The organism is Bradyrhizobium sp. 41S5 (genome assembly GCF_011516665.3).
Classification (GTDB): domain Bacteria; phylum Pseudomonadota; class Alphaproteobacteria; order Rhizobiales; family Xanthobacteraceae; genus Bradyrhizobium; species Bradyrhizobium quebecense.
Genome location: NZ_CP083721.1, coordinates 2434664 through 2457584, shown reverse-complemented (window position 1 = coordinate 2457584; position 22921 = coordinate 2434664). Strand labels below are relative to the sequence as shown.

Sequence of the window (22921 nt, the reverse complement as noted above, 5' to 3'; positions counted from 1 at the left end):
GGTACTTTCTTGGGTGACTTTCTTGGGTGACGGGCAAAACCCCTGCGCACTGGTCGTGATGGGCGTCTCGGGCTCGGGCAAAAGCACCATCGCCGACCGCCTTGCGATCAGGATCGGCTGGCGCTTCGAGGACGGCGACAGCTTTCATCCGCCGAGCAATGTCGCGAAGATGCATTCCGGCCAGCCGCTCACCGACGAGGATCGCTGGCCCTGGCTGCACGCGATCGCCAATGAGATCGACCGCACCTGCGGCGTCCGCGAGCGCGCCGTCATCGCCTGCTCCGCGCTGAAGCGCGCCTATCGCGACATCCTGGTGCACGGCCGCGACGATATCCGCATCGTCTTCCTCGACGGCACAGAGGAGCTGATCGCCACGCGGCTGGCCGCACGCAAGGACCATTTCATGCCGCCGGGCCTGCTCGCCAGCCAGTTCAAGACGCTGGAGCCGCCGACGCCCGACGAACGCCCGATCACGGTTGCGATCGACCGTTCGGTCGACACCATCGTCGAAGACATTGTCAGTCAACTGAAGCTGGACCGCCCATGACCCGCATCGCCCTTGTCGTATCCGATGTCGACGGCACGCTGCTCACCAAGGACAAGACCCTGACCGACGGCGCCCTGGCGGCCGTGCGCAGGCTGCATGAGACCGGCATCGGCTTCACCATCGTCTCCAGCCGGCCGACCATCGGGATGGGCTTCCTGGTCGAGCCGCTCGCGATCACACTGCCGATCGGCGCCTTCAACGGCTCTTCGATCGTCGATCCGCAATTGCAGCCGATCGAGCAGCATTTGATCCCCCCTGCGGTCGCCAAAGGCAGCATCGACCTGCTCCGCGAGCGCGGTGTCGACATCTGGCTGTTCACCAACGACCGCTGGCTGACGCGGAATCCTGACGGCGAGTACAACGCGCACGAAAAGCGCGCGATCAAGCATGATCCGACCATCGTCGGCGATTTCACGCCCTATCTCGACCAGGCCTGCAAGATCGTCGGTGCGAGCTCGGATGCGCCTCTGCTGCAGCGCTGCGAGGCGGAGATGCAGCAGATGGTCGGCAATGATGCGACCGCGGTCCGCTCGCAGACCTACTATCTCGACGTCACCCCGCCCGGCCACGACAAGGGCACCTTCGTCGAGGGTATCGCGAAGCGCCTCGGCGTGTCGCTCGAGAACGTCGCCACGATCGGCGACATGCAGAACGATCTGCCGATGTTCGCGCGAAGCGGCGTCTCGTTCGCGATGGGCAATGCCAGCGATGACGTCAAGGCGCGCGCCACGCATGTGACCGAAACCAACGAGCGCGACGGCTTCGCGCGCGCCATGCACACGGTGCTGACGATGGGCCGTTAAGGCGGTTCTTCTAAAAAGATTCTGCGCAAGACAAATGCTCCGATCAGGTCGACCGCTGCACCGCCGGCTTCTCGGCGTCGGCCTTGGCGGCGCTGAGATTGTGCGCCGTGTTGATCAGCGCGATATGGGTCAGCGCCTGCGGAAAGTTACCGGTCTGCCGGCCGGCGCCGGAGTCGAACTCCTCCGCCAGCAGCCCGAGATCGTTGGCGAGCGCGACGACGCGGTCGAACATGGTTTGCGCCTTATCGAGATCTCCTGCCAGCACATGGGCGTCGGCGAGCCACAGGCTGCAGGCCAGGAACGCGCCCTCGATCGGCTGGATTTCGTCGGACACCTCGCGCGGATCGTGCCGCAGCACGAACCCGTCGCGCATCATGTGCCGCTCGACAGCCGCGATCGTGCCCCGGATGCGCGGATCGGCCGGCGGCAGGAAGCCGACCGACGGCAACAACAGCAGGCTGGCGTCGAGCATCTTTGAGTCATAGCTCTCGACGAAGCTGTTGAGACCGGGATCGAAGCCGCGCCGGCAGACGTCGCGATGGATCGCCTCGCGCAACACCCGCCATTTGACCAGCGGCCCCTTGAAGCCGAACCGCTCCGCGCTCTTGATGGCCCGGTCGAAGGCGACCCAGCACATCACCTTGGAGAACACGTAGTGTCTGGGAGTGCCGCGACGCTCCCAGATGCCGTGATCCGGCTGGTCCCAGACGTCGGCGAGATGACCGACGACGGTGCATTCGAGCGACCAGCTCTGATCATCGAGTTTCAGCTTGGCCATGCGAGACTGGTGGAAGGCGTCGATCAGTTCGCCATAGACGTCGAGTTGCAGCTGCGCATGCGCGGCATTGCCGACGCGAACCGGCTGCGCGCCCTCATAGCCGGGCAGCCATTCGGCTTCCCACTCCAGCAGGCGCCGCTGCCCCAGGATGCCGTACATGATCTGCATATCTGCAGGAGCGCCGGCCGCGACCCGCAGCAGCCAATTGTGCCAGGCGGCCGCCTCCTCGGTATAGCCCGAATTCATCAGCGCCAGCAGCGTGAAGGTGGCGTCGCGCAGCCAGCAGAATCGGTAGTCCCAGTTGCGCGCGCCGCCGAGTTTTTCCGGCAATGACGTGGTCGGTGCGGCGACGATGCCGCCGGTCGGCCTGAAGGTCAGCGCCTTCAGCGTGATCAGCGAGCGCATCACGAGGTCGCGCCGGTAGCTGCCGTCATAGGTCGAACGGCTGCACCATTCTTTCCAATATGCCTCGGTATCCTTCAGCGCTGCCTCGGGGGCGATCGACCCCGGCACCGGCTGATACGACGCACCGTATGTCAGGACGAACGGCACGGAGTCGCCCTCGCCGATCTCGAACTCGGCGACCGTGGTCAGGTCCTTGCCCGATGTCTTAACCGGCGTGCGCAGCACGGTCATGTCCTGTCCGCTGATCGCCAACAGTCCGTCGCCGTCCGGGTTCTTCTTCACCCAGGGGACATCGACCCCGAAGCCGAAGCGGATCACCAGCTCCATGTGCATCTTGACGCGGCCGCTGATGCCGCGAACCAGGCGGACCACGTTGGAGGCATTGCCGCGCGGCGGCATGAAGTCGATCAGCGCGACCACTCCGTCCTCGGTCTCGAACCGCGTTTCGAGGATCAGCGTATCGTCCCAATAGCGGCGGGAGGTCTGCCTGATCGCCCCGGCCGGCGCCAGCAGCCAGCGGCCATTCCGCGACGTGCCGAGCAGCGCCGCAAAGCAGGCGTCGGAATCGAACGCCGGCCAGCACAGCCAGTCGATCGAGCCGTCACGGCCGACCAACGCTGCGGTCTCGCAATCGCCGATCAGTCCATAGTCTTCGATACGAGAGGCCACGCGCCGTACTCCGCGTTGTCAGCCGTGCGACCGCTCGCGGGTTGCACGCTTGAGCGCGTCGATATCGATCGCCGACGCGAGATGCTCGATCGAGACCGGCAGCCGCCGTTTCCAGTTCGGATGCTCATAGACGGTGCCGGGGATGTTCGGCTGCTCGACAATGCCGAGCAGATCCTCCATCGAAACCGCCATCATCCGCGACCGCGTCCGTGCCATGAAGTTCACCACCGAATAGAAATCATTGTGTTGGATGTCGTGACGGCGCAGCTCGTCGTCGAGATGGCCGAGCGCATTCCAGCGCCCCTGGTCGGTCTCGCCGGGATCGATCCCGAGCGCGCGCTTGGTCTTGAGGTCGCTGAACGAGCGCCAGCCGGCATAGGTCGAGAGGTCGTGGGTGTTGAACGTCACCAGCGCGTTCGGCAGATAGTAGTCGGCGTTGCGGAAGACGCCCTGGTCGTCGGTCTCGAACATCATCACGAGATAGGACCAGATGCCCCAGCCGTTCATCTGCTCGCGGAACCCCGGGGGCACGGTGCCGAGGTCTTCGCCGATCACGACGCAGCGGCTTGCAACGCTCTCCTGCGCGGTCGCCGCCAGCAGCGCCTCGAACGGCATCAGCACATAGGCGCCATTGGCCGGGCCGAAGCCGCGCGGCACCAGATAGAGCCGCTTCAGCCCGAAGGCGTGATCGAGCCTGATCGCGCCGGCATGGTGCATCGAGGCGCGCAGCATCTGCCTGAACGGCTCGAACGAGCGCTGCTCGAGGCCCGCGGCATTGAAGCCGGCAAGCCCCCAGTCCTGGCCCGCGGTGTTGAGCGGGTCGGGCGGCGCGCCGACGCCGAGATGACGCGAGATCGCGATCTGCTCATTCCAGGCGTCGAAGCCATCCGACTGCACCCCGACGGCGACGTCGAGATAGAGTCCGACCCGCATGCCGAGCTTGTGCGCGAGCACCTGGCAGGCGCCGAGCTGCCGGTCCGCGGTCCATTGCACGAATTCGACGAATTCGACCTCAGTGGCGGTGTCGCGCGCCCGGCGCAATTTCGCGCACGCCGTATCGTCGGGCTGACGCCACTGGTCCGGCCATTCCCACCATGGCGTGTTGAATTTGTGCCGCATCACCTCGAAACAGGCGAAGCGCGACAGCAGCACGCCCTGCTCCTTGCGATAGGCCTCGAAATCCTGCCAGCGGCCGAGGCCGGGATTGGCCTTGAAGGCCGCGAAGGCGGCACGCAGCGCGGGCCATTTCAGCGCCGCGGCACCGATGTAGTCGACCATGTCTCGGCTGCGGAGCTGCGCCAGCGCGGCTTGCGTCTCGGCATCGGCGCGGAATTCGGGAATCTTCGCGACGTCGATATAAAGCGCGTTGAGGAACAGCCGGCTGTTCGGCGAGTATGGGCTGCAATCGCCAGGCCGATCGTCGAACAGCGCATGCAGCGGATTGAGCCCGATGCCGTCGGCGCCGAGCCGATGGGCGAATTCGAGCAGGCCCTGCAGATCGGTGAAGTCGCCGATGCCCCAGTTACGCGCGGACCGCACGCCATAGAGCTGGACCGCGATCACCCAGCAGCGGTCGAACACGCCGCCGAATGCGCCGTCCGGCGCCACCAGAAACGGCAGCTCCTCGTTGCCCGATGCGTCCTTGAGCTGCAACCGGTGCACGCCCTCGGGCAGGCCCGACGGCCACGTCACACTCCGCTCATGCGCCTCGCCTTGCGCGAGCACTGTCGTGCCGTTGGTGAGCTTCCATTGCACCGGAAGCCGGGCCGCCTCGGCGAGCTGCGTCTGTCCACGCTGGCCCCCTCTGACCACCACGGGATCGGCGATCATCCGTCGCGGCGCCTGGGGCGGCAGCGCCGCGAGGATCTCCGTCAGCGCCTCGGGGGTTGTCACACGGCGGTGACCGCTACCATCGATATACTCGGTCTGGATTCCCAGGGTCTGGGCTTTGGCGTAAAGGTCCATTCGGCACGCTGCCTGCTCGCAACGGTATTGGGATCGTTGCTAAATTGTACAGATACGGGAAAGGGATAGTTGATGTTCAACGCTCTACCCTATCCGGCGTTCCCACCGGGAACCATTGCCCGGCGAGCGGCTTTCTATATGGGTCTGGCGTGCCTCCTTCCCGGCGCCGGGACTTCATTTGCCTATTCAATGGCGGCATCACCGTGAACAAAACCGCCCGGCCTGTCGAGAGTGCCCACAGCACTTTTCATATTACCGATGTCTATCCGTCGGTTGATGGCGGCCGCTTTGCGGTCAAGCGCATCGCGGGCGAACCTGTCGAGGTGTGGGCCGACATCTACCGTGACGGACGTGATGTGATCGCAGCGGCATTGGTGTGGCGACATGAGGGCGACGGCGAATGGCAACACGCGCCGATGACGCCGCACAGCGACGACCGCTGGGGCGGCGCCTTCGTGCCCGACCGACCCGGCCGCTACAGCTTCGCAATCGAGGCCTGGACCGACGAATTCGCCAGCTGGCGGCATCGCTTCGAGCAGAAGCAGCGCGACGGTGGCGACCACACGCTGGATGCCGTCGAAGGTGCGGGCATGCTGACCCGGGCGCAGGCCGGTGGCCCGGCCGCGGCCGCAATCATCATCAGGCAGTGCGAAATCTTTCTGCAGACCGGCGAGCCGGGCGCGCTGCTCGTACCGGAATTGCGGGAGGCGATGGCCGACAGCCAGTTTCGCCGCGACCTGATGCGATCGCAGCTCTATCCCCTCACCGCCGACCGGCCGCGGGCGCGCAGCGGCGCCTGGTACCAGATGTTTCCGCGCAGCCAGGGCAAGACACCGGGCGTGCACGCGACCTTCAACGACTGCATCGCGCGGCTGCCCGATATCGCCGCGATGGGCTTCGACGTCGTGTTGCTGGCGCCGATCCACCCGATCGGGCGGACCCATCGCAAGGGCCGCAACAATGCCGCCATCGCGCAGGCGGGCGATCCCGGCAGCCCCTACGCGATCGGTGCGGCCGAGGGCGGCCACGACGCGGTCCATCCGGAGCTCGGCACGCTCGACGACTTCCGCGCCTTCGTGGCGGCATGCCGGGCCCATGGCCTCGAGGCTGCGCTCGATTTCGCCGTGCAATGCTCGCCCGATCATCCCTGGCTGACGGCGCATCCGGAGTGGTTCAAGCGGCGTCCGGACGGATCGATGCGCACGGCCGAATATCCGCCGCAGCGCTGGGACGATGTCGTCAGCCCGGATTTCGGATCCGAGGATGCCGCAGCGCTGTGGCGCGGGCTGCGCGATGTGGTGCTGTTCTGGGTCGAACAGGGTGTGAAAATCTTCCGGATCGACAATCCGCACACCAAGCCGCTGGCGTTCTGGGAATGGCTGATCCGCGAGGTGCAGGACCGCGATCCGGACGTGCTGTTCCTTTCGGAGGCCTTCGCGCGGCCGAAACTGATGAAGGGCCTCGCCAAGCTCGGCTTCACGCAGTCATACACTTACTTCACCTGGCGCACGCAGCGTTCCGAGCTCGAACAGTATCTCGGCGAGTTGATATCCTATCCCGATCGCGACTTCTTTCGGCCGAATTTCTTCGTCAACACACCTGACATCCTGCCCTTCCACCTGCAAAGCGGCGAATCCTGGATGTTCAAGTCGCGTCTCGCGCTGGCCGCGACGCTTTCAAGCAACTACGGCATCACCAGCGGCTTCGAGCTGCTCGAGCACACGCCGGTGCCCGGCCGCGAGGAATATCTCAACTCCGAGAAGTACGAGATCAGGGTTCGCGACTGGGATCAGGCCGGGAACATCAAGCCCTATATCGCGGCCGTCAACCAGATCAGGCGCGGCAATCCGGCCCTGCAACAATTCGCCAATCTGCGCTTTATCAATGTCGATGACGGCGGCGTGATCGGCTTCGTCAAGGAAGCGGCCGATCAGGGCAATGTGATCGTGGCCGCGATTGCGTTATCGTCCGAGCCTCGCGACGTTTGGCTTCCGCTCGGCGACGTCACGGTCGGCCTTGGCGATGCCCGCCGCCCCGTCGCCGCCGTGGAAGACCTTGTCACCGGCGAGCGCCACGCGCTCGAATGGGGTGGCATCCGCCTGCGTCTGGATCCTGCGCGCGATCCCGCGTTGCTGTTGCGCTGTGTCGCCTGAAGGAGCCGTCATGAACGTATTCTCCTCCGTCAATACCCAGGAGAAGGTCGCGACCGAGACCGCGGACCAACTGTGGTACAAGGACGCCATCATCTACCAGCTGCACGTCAAGGCGTTCGCCGACAGCAACAATGACGGCATCGGCGACTTCGCAGGCCTGACGGAGAAACTCGGCTATCTGCAGGAGCTCGGCGTCACTGCGCTGTGGCTGTTGCCGTTCTATCCCTCGCCCGGCCGCGACGACGGCTACGACATCGGGGACTATGGCGACATCAATCCCGATTTCGGGACGATGAAGGACTTCAAGCGCTTCATCCAGGAGGCCAAGAAGCGCGGTCTGCGCGTCATCACCGAACTCGTCATCAACCACACCTCGGACCAGCACGCCTGGTTCAAGCGCGCGCGCCGCAGCCCGCCGAATTCGAGCGCGCGCAGCTGGTACGTCTGGAGCGACACCGACCAGAAATACCTCGATACCCGCATCATCTTCACCGACACGGAGAAGTCGAACTGGACCTGGGATCCGGAAGCCGGCCAGTTTTACTGGCACCGCTTCTTCTCGCACCAGCCGGACCTGAATTTCGACAATCCCCGCGTGGTGCGCGCCATCGTGCAGGTGATGAAGCGCTGGCTCGATACCGGCGTCGACGGCTTCCGGCTCGACGCCATTCCCTATCTGTGCGAGCGCGACGGCACCAACAATGAGAACCTGCCGGAGACGCATGCCATCATAAAACGGCTGCGCCAGGAGCTCGACGCCTATGCCAAGGGCAAGATCCTGCTGGCCGAAGCCAATCAATGGCCGGAGGACGTGCAGGAATATTTCGGCCATGGCGACGAATGCCACATGGCCTATCACTTCCCGCTGATGCCGCGCATCTACATGGCGATCGCGCAGGAGGACCGCTTTCCGATCACCGACATCCTCAGGCAGACGCCCGACATTCCGGCCGCCGCCCAGTGGGCGCTGTTCCTGCGCAATCACGACGAGCTGACCCTGGAAATGGTGACCGACGTCGAGCGCGACTATCTGTGGTCGACCTATGCCAACGACCCGCGCGCCCGCATCAATGTCGGCATCCGCCGCCGCCTTGCGCCGCTGATGGACAACGACCGGCGCAAGATCGAGCTGATGAACTCGCTCCTGCTGTCGTTCCCCGGCACGCCGATCATCTATTACGGCGACGAGATCGGCATGGGCGACAACATCTATCTCGGCGACCGCAACGGCGTGCGGACGCCGATGCAGTGGTCGCCGGACCGCAACGGCGGCTTCTCGCGCGCCGACCCGGCGCGGCTCTACGCGCCGATGATCATGGACCCGGTCTATGGCTATGAGGCCGTCAATGTCGAGGCGCAGTCGCGCAGTCTGTCGTCGCTGCTGTCGGCGACCAAGCGGCTGATCGCGGTGCGCAAGTCGACGCTTGCCTTCGGGCGCGGCACCATGACCTTCATCCGCCCCGAGAACCGCTCGGTGCTCGCCTATGTCAGGCAATACCAGGGCGAGGCGATCCTGTGCGTCGCCAATTTGTCGCGCTCGGCGCAGGCCACCGAACTCGACCTCTCCGCCTTCAAGGACCGCATTCCGCTCGAGATGCTCGGACGCACGCGCTTCCCGGCGATCGGCGAGCTGCCCTACATGATCACGCTGGCGCCCTACGGCTTCTACTGGTTCCAGCTGCAGGAGCGCGACAAGTCGGAGCCGGTGAAGCCGCGGGCGGTGCCGGAGTTCGAGACGCTGGTCGTGCCGCTCGGTTCGACCTGGACGTCGCTGGCGCGGGAGCGCGGCGTGTTCGAGCACGACGTGCTGCCCGGCCATCTCGCTCGCTCGCGCTGGTACCCGGAGCATTCCGCGAAAGCGATCCAGCCGACGCTGGTGTCCGCGATTCCGTTCTGCGACATCGGTGACAACCGGCCCTGGCTGATCTTCTTCGAAACCACGGAGCGCGGCACCACCAGCCGCTACGTGCTGCCGATGCAGATCGAATGGGTGCGCTTCGACCGCGAGCGCTACAACCCGCGCGCCTTTGCCGCGATCCGTCAGGGCGCGCGCGAGGGCACGCTGCTCGATGTCGCCACCGACCAGATCTTCACCGGCCTGTTCCTGCGCAATCTCAGGGAAAACCTCACGGTCGACGAGGGCGAACAGGGCCTGAAGCTCGAATTCCGGCCGACCAGCCGCTTCTCCGACCGCCCGGTCCGGCAGCCGGAGCGGATCCGCGTCTTCGAGAACGACCAGCCGCATTCGACTGCTCTGGTCGACAATGAGTATGTCACCAAGATCTACCGGAAGATCGAGGTCGGCATCAATCCGGAGATCGAGATGGGCCGCTTCCTTACCGAAGTGGTCAATTTCCCCAACACACCGGCATTGCTCGGCACTTCGGAACTGGTGGAGGGAGCCAATCGCAGCGCGATCGCGGTGCTGCACGCCATGGTGGTCAACCAGGGCGACCTCTGGACCGTGGCCGCTGCGCACCTCGATCGCCTCGTCGAGCGGCAGCGCCTGCTGGCGGCGAGCGAAAATCCTGATGAGCACGGTGATCATGCGACTTATCTGCGCCATCTGTCGCACGGCGGAAAACGTCTCGCCGAGCTGCACATCGCGCTCGCTGGCAACCGCGACCTGCCGGACTTCGCGCCCGAACCGACCAGGCCCGAAGACCTGCAGCGCTGGAGCGACGAGATCATGGCGCGCGCCGAGCGCGTGTTCGATACGCTGAGGCAGCGGCGCGGCTCCCTGAAAGAGGCCGACCGGCTGCTGGCCGATCAGTTGCAGGCCCAGCACGACATGCTGCCGGAGCGGCTCAAGGCGCTGCTGCCGCGCGAGACCGACGGGTTCAGCATCCGCCATCATGGCGACCTGCATCTCGGTCAGTTGCTGGTCGTCAAGGACGACATCTTCATCATCGATTTTGATGGCGGACCGGGCCGCACCATCGCCGAGCGGCGCCGCAGAGCGCCGGCGGCGCGCGACGTCGCTGGCCTGATCCGCTCGATCGACTATGCCGCGACTGCCGCGCTGGAACGGGCTCTCAAGGTCGCGCCCGACGAGAGCGGCAGGCTGAGCCTCGCTTTGGCCGAATGGCGCGACCAGGCCGCGCATGCCCTGCTGGCGGCCTATCGCGAAACCATGGCCGGCCAGCGGCTGTGGCCTGCCGACGCCAGGGCGGCCGACCGCCTGCTCAACTTTTTCCTGCTTGAGAAAGCCTTCTACGAGATCGAGTATGAGCTGGCCAACCGACCGGATTGGCTCCGCGTCCCACTGACTGGCCTGTTGAGACTCCTGGCCCAACAGCCGCATGAGGTTGCATGACCAAACTGCCCGCCGAGGCCTATGCCATCATCGAGGGCCGCCACTCCGATCCCTTCCACTATCTCGGGCTTCATGCCGAGGGGGATCGCAACGTCGTGCGTGCCTTCCTGCCTGATGCCAGCAATGTCGAGGCGATCGGGGAGCATGGCGAGGCGGCGCCGCTGGCCAAAATCCATGACGCCGGCCTGTTCGCGGGTCCCTTGCCGAACGGCTCGACGCGCTACCAGCTCCGCGCCCGCTTCGGCGACAACGTCGTTGAACTGGAGGATGCCTACCGCTTTCCGCCGATCCTGAGCGATTTCGACCTCTATCTGCTCGGCGAGGGGACGCATCTGCGCGTCTACGACACGCTCGGCGCGCATCCGATGATGCTCGACGGCGTCGACGGCATCGGCTTCGTGGTGCTGGCGCCGAACGCGCGGCGGGTCAGCGTGGTCGGCGACTTCAATTTCTGGGATGGAAGGCGCCATCCGATGCGCGTCCGCGGCCCGGGCTATTGGGAGCTGTTCATCCCGCGCGCACGCGTCGGCGACCACTACAAGTTCGAGATCATCGGGCGCAACGGCCAGCATTTGCCGCTGAAGTCAGATCCGCTGGCGTTCGCCGCCGAGGTGCGCCCGAAGACCGCCTCGATCGTGATCGACGAGCGCAAGATCCCGCATCCGCGTCCGGCACCCGATCGCGTCAACGCGCTGAGCTCGCCGATGTCGATCTACGAGGTCCATCTCGGGTCGTGGCGCCGCAAGGGCCGCAATGAGTGGCTGACCTATCGCGAGATGGCGGAGCAGCTTCCGGCCTACGCCAGCGACATGGGCTTCACCCATATCGAATTCCTGCCCATCACCGAGCATCCGTTCGACGGCTCCTGGGGCTATCAGCCGACCGGCATGTTCGCGCCGACCAGCCGTTTCGGCTCGCCTGATGATTTCGCCGCGCTGATCGACGCCTGCCACGGCGCAGGCCTTGCCGTGCTGCTCGACTGGGTCCCCGGGCATTTCCCCGATGATCCGCACGGTCTCGGCAATTTCGACGGCACCGCGCTCTACGAGCACGCCAATCCGCTGCAGGGCCGTCACCTCGATTGGGGCACGCTGATCTACAATTACGGACGCACGGAGGTCACCAACTTCCTGGTGTCGAACGCGCTGTTCTGGCTCGATCGCTACGGCGTCGACGGGCTGCGCGTCGATGCCGTCGCCTCCATGTTGTATCTCGACTACAGCCGTCCGGCCGGCGGCTGGATTCCGAACAAATATGGCGGCCGGGAGAACATCGAGGCGATCGACTTCCTGCGCCGCTTCAACACCGAACTCTACGCACACTTCCCGCAGGCGATGACGGCGGCGGAGGAATCCACTGCGTGGCCGCAAGTGTCGCGTCCGGTCGAATATGGCGGGCTCGGCTTCGGCTACAAGTGGAACATGGGCTGGATGCACGACACGCTGAAATATATCAGCAAGGATCCCATCCACCGCAAATTCCATCACGGCGACATCCTGTTCGGCCTGCACTACGCCTTCTCGGAGAACTTCATCCTGCCGCTGTCCCACGACGAGGTCGTGCACGGCAAGCGCTCGATCCTCGGCCGCATGCCCGGCGACGACTGGCAGCGCTTTGCCAATCTGCGCGCCTATTACAGCTTCATGTTCGGCCACCCCGGCAAGAAGCTGATGTTCATGGGCTGCGAGTTCGGCCAGGAGCGCGAATGGAATCACGACCACTCGATCGATTGGCATTTGCTGCAACAGCCGAGACATGGCGGCATCCAGAACCTGGTCCGCGACCTCAACCGGCTCTATCGCGCGCTGCCGGCGCTGCACGAGCTCGACTGCGACCAGGCTGGCTTCGAATGGGTCATCACCGACGACGCGAGCAACAATGTGTTCGGCTGGATCCGCAAGGGCAATGATGCGCGCGCCCGCTGCCTCGTGGTCCTGAACTTCTCGCCCAACGTCTACCGCAACTATCGCGTCCGGGTGCCGTTCGCGGGCAAGTGGCATGAGGTGTTCAACTCGGATTCCTCCCATTACGGCGGCACCAATGTCGGCAATATCGGCGAGGTCCGTGCCTCGGAGGGCGCCACGCCCGAGCTGAGCCTGACCATTCCGCCGCTGGCCGCGATCTTTCTCGTACCGGAAAGCTGATCCATGCGACTGACCGGGGGTACGTCCGCACGGCTCGGTGCAAGCTGGGACGGCAGAGGCACCAATTTTGCGTTGTTCTCGGCGAACGCGGAGAAGGTGGAGCTGTGCCTGTTCGACGGCCAGGGCCGCCGCGAGCTCGAGCGGATCAAGATGCCGGAGCGCACCGAGGACGTCTGGCATTGCTATCTCAACGACGTCTCGCCCGGCCAGCTCTACGGTTATCGCGTCTACGGGCCCTACGCGCCGGAGCGCGGCCACCGCTTCAATGCCAACAAGCTGTTGCTCGATCCCTATGCCAAGCGGCTCGCCGGCCGGCTGGTGTGGAGCGATGCGCATTTCGCTTACCGTACCGGCAGCGCGCGCGAGGACCTTTCGTTCGACCGGCGCGACAATGCCCGCGGCATGCCCAAGGCGGTCGTGGTCGACGAGACCTTCAACTGGGGCCGCCGCGAGATCCGGCCGCAGGTTCCCTGGCAAGAGACCATCATTTATGAAGCCCACGTCAAGGGCCTGACGCAGAAGCGCGAGGACGTGCCGCCGAACCTGCGCGGCACCTATGGCGGCCTGTCGTCGCCGGCGATGATCGACCACCTCAAGCGGCTCGGCGTCACCACCATCGAGCTGTTGCCGATCCACGGCCTGATCGACGACCGCGTCCTGGTCGAGAAGAAGCTTTCGAATTACTGGGGCTACAACACCATTGCCTTCTTCGCGCCGGAGGCGCGCTACGCCCAGGACAATGCGCTGGACTCGTTCCGTACCACGGTGGCGCGGCTGCACGATGCCGGCATCGAGGTGCTGCTCGACGTCGTCTACAACCACACCGCCGAGGGCAACCACATGGGCCCGACGCTGTGCTTCCGCGGCATCGACAACGCCTCCTACTACTGGCTGAACCGCGAGAACCCGCGCTTCTACGACGACTTCACCGGCTGCGGCAGCTCGGTCAACCTTACCCATCCGCGCGTGCTGCAGATGGTGATGGACTCGCTGCGCTACTGGGTCGAGGTCTGCCATGTCGACGGCTTCCGCTTCGATCTCGCTACGACCTTGGCTCGCGGGCCCAACGGATTCGATCGCAACCATCCCTTCCTCACCGCGATCCGCCAAGACCCGGTGTTGGCAACCGCCAAGATGGTCGCCGAGCCCTGGGACCTCGGTCTCGGCGGCTACCAGGTCGGCGCGTTTCCGTCACAATGGTCGGAATGGAACGACCGCTATCGCAGCGCGATCCGGCGCTACTGGAGCGGCGAAGGCAGCCTGATCGGTGACATCTCGGGCCGCATGACCGCGTCCTCGGATCTATTTCACCACGACAACCGCGCGACCCGCGCGAGCGTCAATCACATCACGGTGCATGACGGCTTCACGCTCGCCGATCTCTTCAGCTACAACGAGAAGCACAATGAGGCCAATGGCGAGGACAATCGCGACGGCTCGAACGACAATCACAGCAACAATTGCGGCCATGAAGGCCCGACCGATGATCCCGCGATCATCGCGCTGCGCCGCCAGCTCAGGAAGAACGCACTGGCCTGCCTGCTGCTCGCGCAGGGCACGCCGCTGATCCTTGCCGGCGACGAAGTCGCCAACACGCAAGCCGGCAACAACAACGCCTATTGCCAGGACAACGAAACAGGCTGGATCGGCTGGGAGAACCTCGGCACGGACGACGACGCCGTCGCCTTCATCGGTCATCTCACCGCGCTGCGCCAGCGCTTCGGCCAGATCCGCTGCCAGAGCTGGCTCGACGGGCGCCGCGCCGACGGCACCTATGGCGTGATCTGGCTGACGCCATCAGCGGAGGAAATGACGGAGTCCGACTGGAAATTCCCGGAAAGCCGGTTCCTCGCCTACGTGCTGGGGCCGATGGAACAAGGGCAGGCGCCGATCTTTATCGTGCTGAACGCCGCGCCGCAGGAGATCGTATTCAGGATGCCGCGGATGGCGGAATACACGAGCTGGCAGCAAGTCTTGAACACGACCATGGCAGAACAAACGGCCGAGCAATTCGCAGCCGGCGCCGACACCACGGCACCGCCGCGCTCGGTCCTGGCATTCGCAGGCTCCGCATGAGTGCGCAGCATTTCGGACCCGAACTGACCCCTGATGGCACGCGCTTCCGGCTCTGGGCGCCGGCGGCGAAGCGTGTCGATCTCCTGCTCGACAAGCCGCATACGGGAAGCCGCGATGCGCATGCGCTCACGCGCGATGCCGCCGGCTGGTACATCGCCGAGATCGCGGGCGCGCGCGCCGGTACGCGTTACAGATTCCGCATCGACGACGACGTCGATGTGCCGGATCCGGCCTCCGCGTTCCAGCCGGACGACCTGGTCGGCCAGAGCGAGGTGATCGATCACTCAGCCTTCAAATGGCGCGCGACGGAATGGCGCGGCCGGCCCTGGCACGAGGCCGTCATCCTCGAGGCCCATGTCGGCACCTTCACGTCGGAAGGCACCTACCGCGCCATGATCGACAAGCTCGATCATCTGGTTGCAACCGGCATCACCGCGCTCGAACTGATGCCGCTGGCGGATTTCGCAGGCAAGCGCAACTGGGGCTATGACGGCGTGCTGTGGTATGCGCCCGACAGTGCCTACGGCCGCCCCGAGGACCTCAAGACCCTGATCGACGAAGCGCATCTGCGCGGGCTTATGGTGATGCTCGACGTGGTCTACAACCATTTCGGGCCGGAGGGGAATTATCTCGGCCGCTATGCGCCCGCCTTCTTCAGCGACGCGCATACGCCATGGGGCAGCGCGATCGATTATCGCGTACCCGAGGTGCGCGCGTTTGCGATCGGCAGCGTCGTCAACTGGCTACGCGACTATCGCTTCGACGGGCTGCGCTTCGACGCCGTCAACACCATCGTCGAAGCCGGCGAAATCTCCATCCTGCATGACTTCAGCGTGGCTGCCGGCAAGCTCGCCACGGAGACCGGCCGGCGCATCAACCTCGTGCTCGAGAACGGCGACAACATTGCAAGCCTGCTCGATGCCGCCGAGGACCCGCCGCACGGCAAATTCCGCGGCCAATGGAACGACGACTATCATCACGCCTGGCATGTGCTGCTGACCGGAGAATCCCAAGGCTACTACGGCGACTACCGGACGCCGAAGCAGGACCTCGCACGCGCGCTGTCGTCCGGCTATATCTACCAGGGTGAAGTCTCGACATTCTGGGGCGGCAAGGCCCGCGGCGAGCGGAGCGGCGCGCTGTCGCCGATGTGCTTCATCAACTTCCTGCAGAACCACGACCAGATCGGCAACCGGCCGCTGGGCGATCGTCTCGAGAGCATTGCAAAACCGGCGGCGATCGAGGCGGCGCTCGCGGTCACGCTGATCGCGCCGACCACGCCGATGCTGTTCATGGGCGAGGAATGGGGCGCGACGACGCCCTTCCCGTTCTTCTGCGATTTCAAGGGCGACCTCGCCAACGCCGTCCGCGCCGGCCGGCGCAAGGAATTCGCCTGGGCCTACGCCAAATATGGCGACGACATTCCAGACCCGCTCGCCGAGGAGACGGTGCAATCGGCTGTGCTCGACTGGGCTGCGCTTGGCCACGATCCCGCCCGCGCGCGGCTCGCGCTGGTACGCGACCTGCTCGCCGTGCGGCGGCGCGAGATCACACCGCGGCTCATCGGGGCACGATTCGGCGGCGACCGCGTCACGGGCGATCTCTTGACCGCGCATTGGCGGATGGGCGACGGCCGCACGCTCTGGCTGGAAGCCAATTTGTCGGATCGGGAGATCAGCGGCGCAGCGGAACCGAAGGGAACTGCGATCTGGGGCGGCGCGTTGTCGAACGACCTCCCCGGCTGGGCGGTGCGCTGGCACATCGGATAGTACAATGCCTCCGGCGATCCCGATCGCAACCTACCGACTGCAACTCACTGCCGATTTCGACTTCGATGCCGCCGCCGCCGTGGCGCCGTATCTGAAGGCGCTCGGCATCAGCCATGTCTATGCCTCGCCGTTCACGAAGGCGCGCAAGGGATCGACCCATGGCTATGACGTCGTCGACCACACCAAATTCAACCCAGAGCTCGGCGGCGAAGAGGGCTTTGCGCGGCTCAGCGATGCGCTGAAGCGCCATGACCTCGGCCTGATCCTGGATTTCGTGCCGAACCATGTCGGCGTGCACTTTGCCGATAATCCGTGGTGGCTCGACGTGCTGGAATGGGGACCGCTGTCGCCGCATGCGGTCTCCTTCGACATCGACTGGGACCTCTTGCCCTATCGCGCGCGCGGCGGCGTGCTGTTGCCGATCCTCGGCTCGTCCTATGGCCAGGCGCTGGAGCACGGCGAGATCGAGCTGCGATACGACGCAAGCGAAGGCAGTTTCTCCGCCTGGTATTTCGAGCACCGCCTGCCGATCGCGCCGGAGCGCTATGGCGAGGTGCTGCGGACCGTCGTCCGTGAGGCAGGCGCCGAAGACAGCACAGCCGGGCGCGCGCTGCTCGAGCTCGCCGCCAGGTATCGCGGGCTGCGTCACCCGAACCGCAAGGAAGCGCCGGCCCTGAAGGCCGCGATAAAGGCAATCGAAGGCGGCGCCGAGGTCATCGCGCACGGACTCGACGCCTATCGCGCCGGCGAGGATCGTCCCACCCAGACGCTGGCGCTGCATCATCTACTGGAACGCCAGCACTACAAGCTCGGACACTGGCGGCTTGCTTCCAGCGACATCAACTATCGCCGCTTCTTCGACGTCAACACCCTGGCCGGTCTCAGGGTCGAGGACGCCGCCACCTTCGAGGCGAGCCACAGTCTCGTGAAGCGGCTGATCGCGGAAGACCGGCTGCAAGGCCTGCGGCTCGACCATATCGACGGCCTGCGCGATCCCGCCCAATACTTCCAGCGCCTGCGCCGCCTGATCCGCTCCGCGCAGGGCGCCAAGGTCAAGCCGATCTACATGGTGATCGAGAAGATCCTCGGCGAGGACGAGAAGCTGATGAAATTCAGCGGCGTCCATGGCACCACCGGCTATGAATGGATGAACACGATCAGCCAGGCGTTGGTCGATGGCGGCGGGCTCGATCCGCTCAACGAGATCTGGCGCCAGATCAGCAACCAGTCACCGAATTTGACGCCGGTGCTGCGCGCGGCCAAGCGCCGCGTGCTGGAGACCTTGCTGACCAGCGAATTCACCGTGCTGGCGCGGCTGCTCGCGCGTATCGCCAGCGGGCACTATTCGACCCGCGACTTCTCCGCCGACAGCCTGCGGCAGGCGCTCGAACTCTATGTGCTGCACTTCCCGGTCTATCGCACCTATCTCACCGCCTCCGGCCCGACCGCGCATGACCGCGCGCTGATCAGCGCGACCATCGAGCGCGCCCGTGCCGACTGGTTCGCCGCCGACGAAGGCATCTTCGACTTCCTGCGCGATGCCCTGACCATGGACCTCTTGAATCCCGGCCGGCCGCCGCACGGTGCGCCACGGATCCGGCGCTTCGCACTGAAGGTGCAGCAATTCACCGGCCCGATGATGGCGAAGTCGCTGGAGGACACCACCTTCTATCGCTACCACCGCCTGCTGGCGCTCAACGAGGTCGGCGGCGATCCGGCGGCGAGCGGGATTACGCCCGAGACCTTCCACGCCATGATGCAGACCCGCGCCCGCGAATGGCCGCACGGCATGACGGCGACCGCGACCCACGACACCAAGCGCGGCGAAGACGCCCGCGCCCGGATCATGGCGCTGGCGGAAATCCCCGGCGAATGGACCAGCGCAGTGGCACGCTGGAAGGTGCTGAACGCGCCGCATCTGGTGCTCGACGGCGAAACGCGCGCCCCGTCGGCGACATTCGAATACATGCTGTATCAGGCCCTGCTCGGCGCCTGGGACCCGGACGACACATCGCTTGTCAGGCGCATCCAGGCCTATGCCTTGAAGGCCGCGCGCGAGGGCAAGCAGGAGACCAGCTGGCTCAATCCGCACGAAGCTTACGAGGCGGGCGTGAAGACCTTCATCGATCGGATCCTCGATCGCAAGGCCTCGCCTGAATTCCTCGACGCGCTGGACACGCTGGCACAACGCACCGCGCTGATCGGCGCGTTGAACTCGCTGAGCCAGATCACCCTGAAGGCGACGATGCCCGGCGTGCCGGATTTCTACCAGGGTACCGAAAGCTGGGATCTTTCGCTTGTCGACCCCGACAACCGCCGTCCGGTCGATTTTGCCGCACGCGCGGGCATGCTCGCGGCGCTGGAGGCGCCGGACTGGGACGCGCTGGCGCAGAGCTGGCGCGACGGCCGCCTGAAGTTCGCCTGGACGCGGCAACTGCTGCGGCTGCGCAACGAGCTGCCCGCGGTCTTCAGCAGCGGCGACTACCAGCCGCTCACGGTCAACGGCCCGCATCGCGATCATGTCATCGCCTTCGTACGGCGTCATGGCCGCGAGGCGGTCATCGTCGCGGTGGCGAAATCATTTGCCCCGTTCACGCAGGGCGGACGCAGCTGGCCGCGTCCCGAAGCCTTTGAAGGCGAGATCGACGTGGCTGGATACACGATCACGTGCGGCGACAACAGGATTCAGCTCTCGACGCTGTTCGCCAAACTGCCCGCGGCGATGCTGAAGGCGAGAGTCCGGGCCGGAGCCAAGCAAGCTTCAAGCCGTGCGCGCGTGCACGGCTAGCGCAGCGCGTCAACGCTTGGTCAGCAACAACTGCCCGCTCTTCTGGATCGCGGCCTGCGCGACCTCGGCGAAGCGCTGCAGCAGCCACGGCAGCGTCACCTCCAGCCGCACATGGGTATCCTCGACATCGAGATGGCCGGCCGCGACCTGCCCCAGCGCGCGGACGCGGAAACTCATGCGATTATCCTCCCAGCGCTCTTCGTCGACGCTCATCACAGGCACGTTCGCCGCTGCGCGCGACAGGCCTGTCTTCAGGCGGCGCATCGCCTCGTCGCGGCCGAGGCTGTGGGGAATCGAGACAATCAGCGGAGCCGACATCGCGGTGCACTCCTCCATGGATTGCGTTGATGTAATTCTGTTCCACCGCAAATGGAAGGACCACACAGGTTTATCGCACCGCCGAATCCGGAACCTTCGTAGTTCCCACGTGTTTCCTTTCCCGAAGGGCAGAGATCAATGGGCCCACGGGCTGAGGAGAAACTCAATGTCACTTGGAACGATCATTCTTATCATTCTGGTCATCGCGCTGCTTGGCGGCTTCAGCGGCATCGGCGGCGGACCGTTCTACGGCACCGGCTATTATGGCGGCGGCGGCCTCGGCCTCGTGATCGTGATCCTGCTGATCCTGCTGCTACTGGGACGCCTGTAGCCTGCGCGGAGGTCGCGCACGATCCGCATCAACAACTGTCATCACCCGCGAAAGCGGGTGATCCAGTATTCCAGAGACGTCGACGATTGAACCGATGAGCCGCAGCGTACTGGATACCCCGCTTTCGCGGGGTATGACGGATAAGCCAGCGGCACAAGCTTGCCTAAACGTTTGCTACTCGGCCGCGAGCTTCTTCATCGCTGCCTTGATCGACGAGGCAGCATCCTCATAGCCGCTCCACGCCTTGCTCTTCGCAAGCAGCGCCGGCACCGACCGCACCGTGTATTTCTTCGGATCGAGGTCGCCGCGCACCTGGGTCCAGGTCAGCGGCATCGACACCGTCGCGCCGGGCCGCGCCCGCGGCGACAGCACCGCGACCGCCGTCGAAAGCCGGTCGTTGCGCAGGTAGTCGAGGAAGATCTTTCCGGTGCGCTTGGCCTTGGACATGTTGATCAGATAACGCTCGGGATCGTCCTGCGCCATCCACTGGCAGATCGCCTGCGCGAACGCCTTGGCCTCCCTCCATGTCACTCTGTCCCTGGCGCCTGCGAGCAGCGGCGCCACGACATGAAGGCCCTTGCCGCCTGTGGTCTTGCAGAAGCTCTCGAGGCCGACTGTAGTGAGCCGCTGGCGCATGTCCTTGGCGGCCGCGATCACATCGGAGAACGCGACATCGGGCGCGGGATCGAGATCGAACACCAGCCGGCCCGGCGTGTCATAGGCATCGGGCGCGCAATTCCAGGGATGCAGTTCGAGGCCGCCAAGCTGCGCGACCGCGGCGAGGCCCTCGACCTGGTCGATCTGCAGATAGGGCTTGCGGTCGCCAGACACCTTGGCGAGCTTGAGGAGCTTCGACGTACCGGCCATCGCGTGGCGCTGGAAAAACGTCTCGCCCTTTATGCCATCAGGAGCGCGCACGATCGAGCATGGCCGTCCCTTGAGATAGGAGATCATCCAGCCGCCGACCGCCTCGAAGTAATTGGCGAGATCGAGCTTGGTGACCGGCTCGCCGTCGCCGGCATCGGGCCACAAGGCCTTGTCCGGGTGGGAGATGGCGACGCCCAACACCTCGCTGGATTTTCCTTTGGCCATCGGCTTCACCACTCTGGTTACGACCGGCCGTTCGGCCTCGACCTCACGCGCCGGCTTGTCCTGGCGCATGCCCTTGAAGGCCGCCTGGCGGATATTGCCGGCGCCGGTCCAGCCGGCGAACTCGATCTCGGCGACCAGCTCAGGCTTCAGCCAGTGCACGTCGCGGGTCTTCTTCGGCGCGTCCTTGCCGCCGAACGGACTGGTGTCCGATGCCGCAGCCTTCAGCGCCGGCATGATGCGGCGGATCGTGTCCTGGCCGAAGCCGGTGCCGACGATGCCGACAAAGGCCAGGTGGCCATCGCGATAGACACCGGCCATCAGCGAGCGGAATTTGCCGTTGGTGGTCTTCCAGCCGCCGAGCACCACCTCATGGCCGGCGCGGATCTTCGCTTTGGTCCAGTCGTCCGAGCGGCCGGAGCGATAGGCGCCATGGAGCCGCTTGGAGACGATGCCTTCCAGACCGAGCTTGCGCGCGGACTCCAGGACAGCGCCGCCATGCTCCTCGAAATGCTCGACATAGCGGATCAGCCTGCCCTTGCGCGCGGCGAGTAGCGCCTGCAGCCGCGCCTTGCGCTCGGTGAGCGGCAGCGGGCGGAGATCCTCGTTGCCGGCAAACAGCAGGTCGAACGCATAGAAGATCAGCTGGCCGGTCTTGCCGTCGGACAATGCCGCCTGCAGCGTCGAGAAATGCGGCACGCCGTTCTCGTCGAGCGCGACGATCTCGCCGTCGATCAGGGCATCCGGCAGCTTGCCGGCCTCCTTCACGATCGCGCCGAACTTGTCGGTCCAGTCGAGCCCTTTGCGGGTCCTCACCACGGCCTTGCCGTCCTCGACGCGAAGCTGCACGCGGTAGCCGTCGAATTTGATCTCGTGGCACCAGCCTGCGCCATTGGGCGGACTCTCGACCACGGTGCAGAGCTGGGGCGAAACGAAGTCCGGCATCTCCGTTGCCTGCTTCGGTTGCGCTTTCGTCCTCGCCTTCAATTGCGCCTTGAGTTTTTCCCTGGGCGCCGGCGCCTTGGTCCTGGCGCGCGCGTCGGCGGCCATGCCGTGATTGGACTGCCAGACCGCATCCGCTTTGGCCTTGCCGTTGCCCTTGGCCAGCATGAACGGCTTCGGCGCACGGCCCTTGCCGGCTGCGATCTCTGCCATCGAACGGCCGGAGGCAACCGAGCGGTCGTCGTCGAGGACCGCTTCGCCGTTGCCGTCCACGGCGTATTCATCGCGATGCTTGATCAACAGCCAGTTGGTGCGCTTGCCGCCGAAGCGGTCGTTCTTCATCCGCACCAGCACCCAGCTGCCGTGCAGCTTGTCGCCGTGCAGCGTGAATTTGAGGTCGCCCTTCTTGAAGCCGCGCTCGGGATCGTCGGATTCCCAGGTGCCGCGATCCCAGAGCTGCACCGTGCCGCCGCCATACTGGCCTTCCGGAATGGTGCCTTCGAAGTCGCCGTAGTCGAGCGGATGGTCCTCGACCTCGACCGCCAGCCGCTTGTCATGCGGGTCGAGCGAGGGCCCGCGCGTCACCGCCCAGGACTTGAAGACGCCGTCGAACTCCAGCCTGAAGTCATAATGCAGCCGCGTCGCGTCATGCTTCTGGATGACGAAGCGCCGCTGCTTGCCGGGCGCCACCTTGACGTCGCCCGACGGCTCCTTGGTCTTCTCGAAATCGCGCTTCTTGCGATAGGTGGTGAGATTTCTCAGCGACACGTGATTTCTCAGCGACACATCCAGGCCTCGGCGCAAACCCCGGCCACCGCCCTCGGTGCG

Annotated in this window: 13 protein-coding genes; 9 read left to right on the top strand and 4 right to left on the bottom strand. The window is 65.3% G+C overall.

The window, feature by feature from the left end; genetic code table 11:
- Positions 1 to 58 precede the first annotated feature (58 nt).
- Together HAP47_RS11535 and HAP47_RS11530 are read left to right on the top strand one after the other, a co-directional pair.
- Positions 59 to 547, top strand: coding sequence for a gluconokinase (locus tag HAP47_RS11535; protein ID WP_173640545.1), 489 nt, complete (start codon positions 59 to 61; stop codon positions 545 to 547).
- Positions 544 to 1350: an HAD family hydrolase gene (locus HAP47_RS11530; RefSeq protein ID WP_173638139.1), complete on the top strand. Its 807-nt coding sequence runs from the start codon at positions 544 to 546 to the stop codon at positions 1348 to 1350. Before HAP47_RS11535 ends, HAP47_RS11530 begins: the two co-directional genes overlap by 4 nt.
- A gap of 43 nt (positions 1351 to 1393) precedes the next feature.
- Here the strand turns inward: HAP47_RS11530 and HAP47_RS11525 are convergent, their stop codons facing one another.
- Together HAP47_RS11525 and malQ are read right to left on the bottom strand one after the other, a co-directional pair.
- Positions 1394 to 3202: a glycoside hydrolase family 15 protein gene (locus HAP47_RS11525; RefSeq protein ID WP_173638140.1), complete on the bottom strand. Its 1809-nt coding sequence runs from the start codon at positions 3200 to 3202 to the stop codon at positions 1394 to 1396.
- Between the two features lie 18 nt (positions 3203 to 3220).
- A complete protein-coding gene (gene malQ, locus HAP47_RS11520) occupies positions 3221 to 5167 on the bottom strand; it encodes a 4-alpha-glucanotransferase (RefSeq protein WP_173638141.1) in 1947 nt (648 codons plus the stop codon).
- A gap of 203 nt (positions 5168 to 5370) precedes the next feature.
- Here malQ and HAP47_RS11515 point away from each other — a divergent pair, with 203 nt between their 5' ends.
- From HAP47_RS11515 to treY, 6 genes are read left to right on the top strand one after another with little or no spacing between them, the layout of a single operon-like run.
- A complete protein-coding gene (locus HAP47_RS11515; protein ID WP_173638142.1) occupies positions 5371 to 7320 on the top strand; it encodes an alpha-1,4-glucan--maltose-1-phosphate maltosyltransferase in 1950 nt (649 codons plus the stop codon).
- A 10-nt stretch (positions 7321 to 7330) separates the two neighbouring features.
- Positions 7331 to 10636 carry a maltose alpha-D-glucosyltransferase gene (treS, locus tag HAP47_RS11510; RefSeq protein WP_173638143.1) on the top strand — a complete coding sequence of 1102 codons (3306 nt, stop codon included), beginning with the start codon at positions 7331 to 7333 and terminating at the stop codon, positions 10634 to 10636.
- The gene (gene glgB, locus HAP47_RS11505; protein ID WP_173638144.1) at positions 10633 to 12780 is read left to right on the top strand and encodes a 1,4-alpha-glucan branching protein GlgB; all 2148 of its coding nucleotides are present in this window, start codon (positions 10633 to 10635) and stop codon (positions 12778 to 12780) included. Before treS ends, glgB begins: the two co-directional genes overlap by 4 nt.
- A gap of 3 nt (positions 12781 to 12783) precedes the next feature.
- Positions 12784 to 14856, top strand: a complete 2073-nt coding sequence (gene glgX, locus HAP47_RS11500; RefSeq protein WP_173638145.1) for a glycogen debranching protein GlgX — start codon at positions 12784 to 12786, stop codon at positions 14854 to 14856.
- Entirely contained in the window at positions 14853 to 16625 is a 1773-nt protein-coding gene (gene treZ / locus HAP47_RS11495; protein WP_173638146.1) for a malto-oligosyltrehalose trehalohydrolase, read from the top strand. Before glgX ends, treZ begins: the two co-directional genes overlap by 4 nt.
- A 4-nt stretch (positions 16626 to 16629) precedes the next feature.
- Positions 16630 to 19413: a malto-oligosyltrehalose synthase gene (gene treY / locus HAP47_RS11490; protein WP_173638147.1), complete on the top strand. Its 2784-nt coding sequence runs from the start codon at positions 16630 to 16632 to the stop codon at positions 19411 to 19413.
- Between the two features lie 9 nt (positions 19414 to 19422).
- Here treY and HAP47_RS11485 read toward each other — a convergent pair whose 3' ends face one another.
- Positions 19423 to 19731: a polyhydroxyalkanoic acid system family protein gene (locus tag HAP47_RS11485; protein ID WP_173638148.1), complete on the bottom strand. Its 309-nt coding sequence runs from the start codon at positions 19729 to 19731 to the stop codon at positions 19423 to 19425.
- Between the two features lie 166 nt (positions 19732 to 19897).
- Between HAP47_RS11485 and HAP47_RS11480 the strand changes: the two genes are divergently transcribed.
- Complete coding sequence (locus HAP47_RS11480; protein WP_076865768.1) at positions 19898 to 20062, top strand: DUF3309 family protein; 165 nt, start codon at positions 19898 to 19900, stop codon at positions 20060 to 20062.
- Between the two features lie 174 nt (positions 20063 to 20236).
- On the opposite strand, the gene ligD is transcribed toward HAP47_RS11480, so the two are convergent.
- Positions 20237 to 22861: a DNA ligase D gene (gene ligD, locus HAP47_RS11475; protein ID WP_173638149.1), complete on the bottom strand. Its 2625-nt coding sequence runs from the start codon at positions 22859 to 22861 to the stop codon at positions 20237 to 20239.
- Positions 22862 to 22921: the final 60 nt, after the last annotated feature.

Bases quoted from the DNA above. Each gene is read 5' to 3' on its own strand.
- treY (WP_173638147.1), top strand. From the start codon at position 16,630: ATGCCTCCGGCGATCCCGATCGCAACCTACCGACTGCAACTCACTGCC.
- glgX (WP_173638145.1), top strand. From the start codon at position 12,784: ATGCGACTGACCGGGGGTACGTCCGCACGGCTCGGTGCAAGCTGGGAC.
- glgB (WP_173638144.1), top strand. From the start codon at position 10,633: ATGACCAAACTGCCCGCCGAGGCCTATGCCATCATCGAGGGCCGCCAC.
- HAP47_RS11480 (WP_076865768.1), top strand. From the start codon at position 19,898: ATGTCACTTGGAACGATCATTCTTATCATTCTGGTCATCGCGCTGCTT.
- malQ (WP_173638141.1), bottom strand. From the start codon at position 5,167: ATGGACCTTTACGCCAAAGCCCAGACCCTGGGAATCCAGACCGAGTAT.
- HAP47_RS11530 (WP_173638139.1), top strand. From the start codon at position 544: ATGACCCGCATCGCCCTTGTCGTATCCGATGTCGACGGCACGCTGCTC.
- treS (WP_173638143.1), top strand. From the start codon at position 7,331: ATGAACGTATTCTCCTCCGTCAATACCCAGGAGAAGGTCGCGACCGAG.
- HAP47_RS11485 (WP_173638148.1), bottom strand. From the start codon at position 19,731: ATGTCGGCTCCGCTGATTGTCTCGATTCCCCACAGCCTCGGCCGCGAC.
- treZ (WP_173638146.1), top strand. From the start codon at position 14,853: ATGAGTGCGCAGCATTTCGGACCCGAACTGACCCCTGATGGCACGCGC.
- HAP47_RS11535 (WP_173640545.1), top strand. From the start codon at position 59: ATGGGCGTCTCGGGCTCGGGCAAAAGCACCATCGCCGACCGCCTTGCG.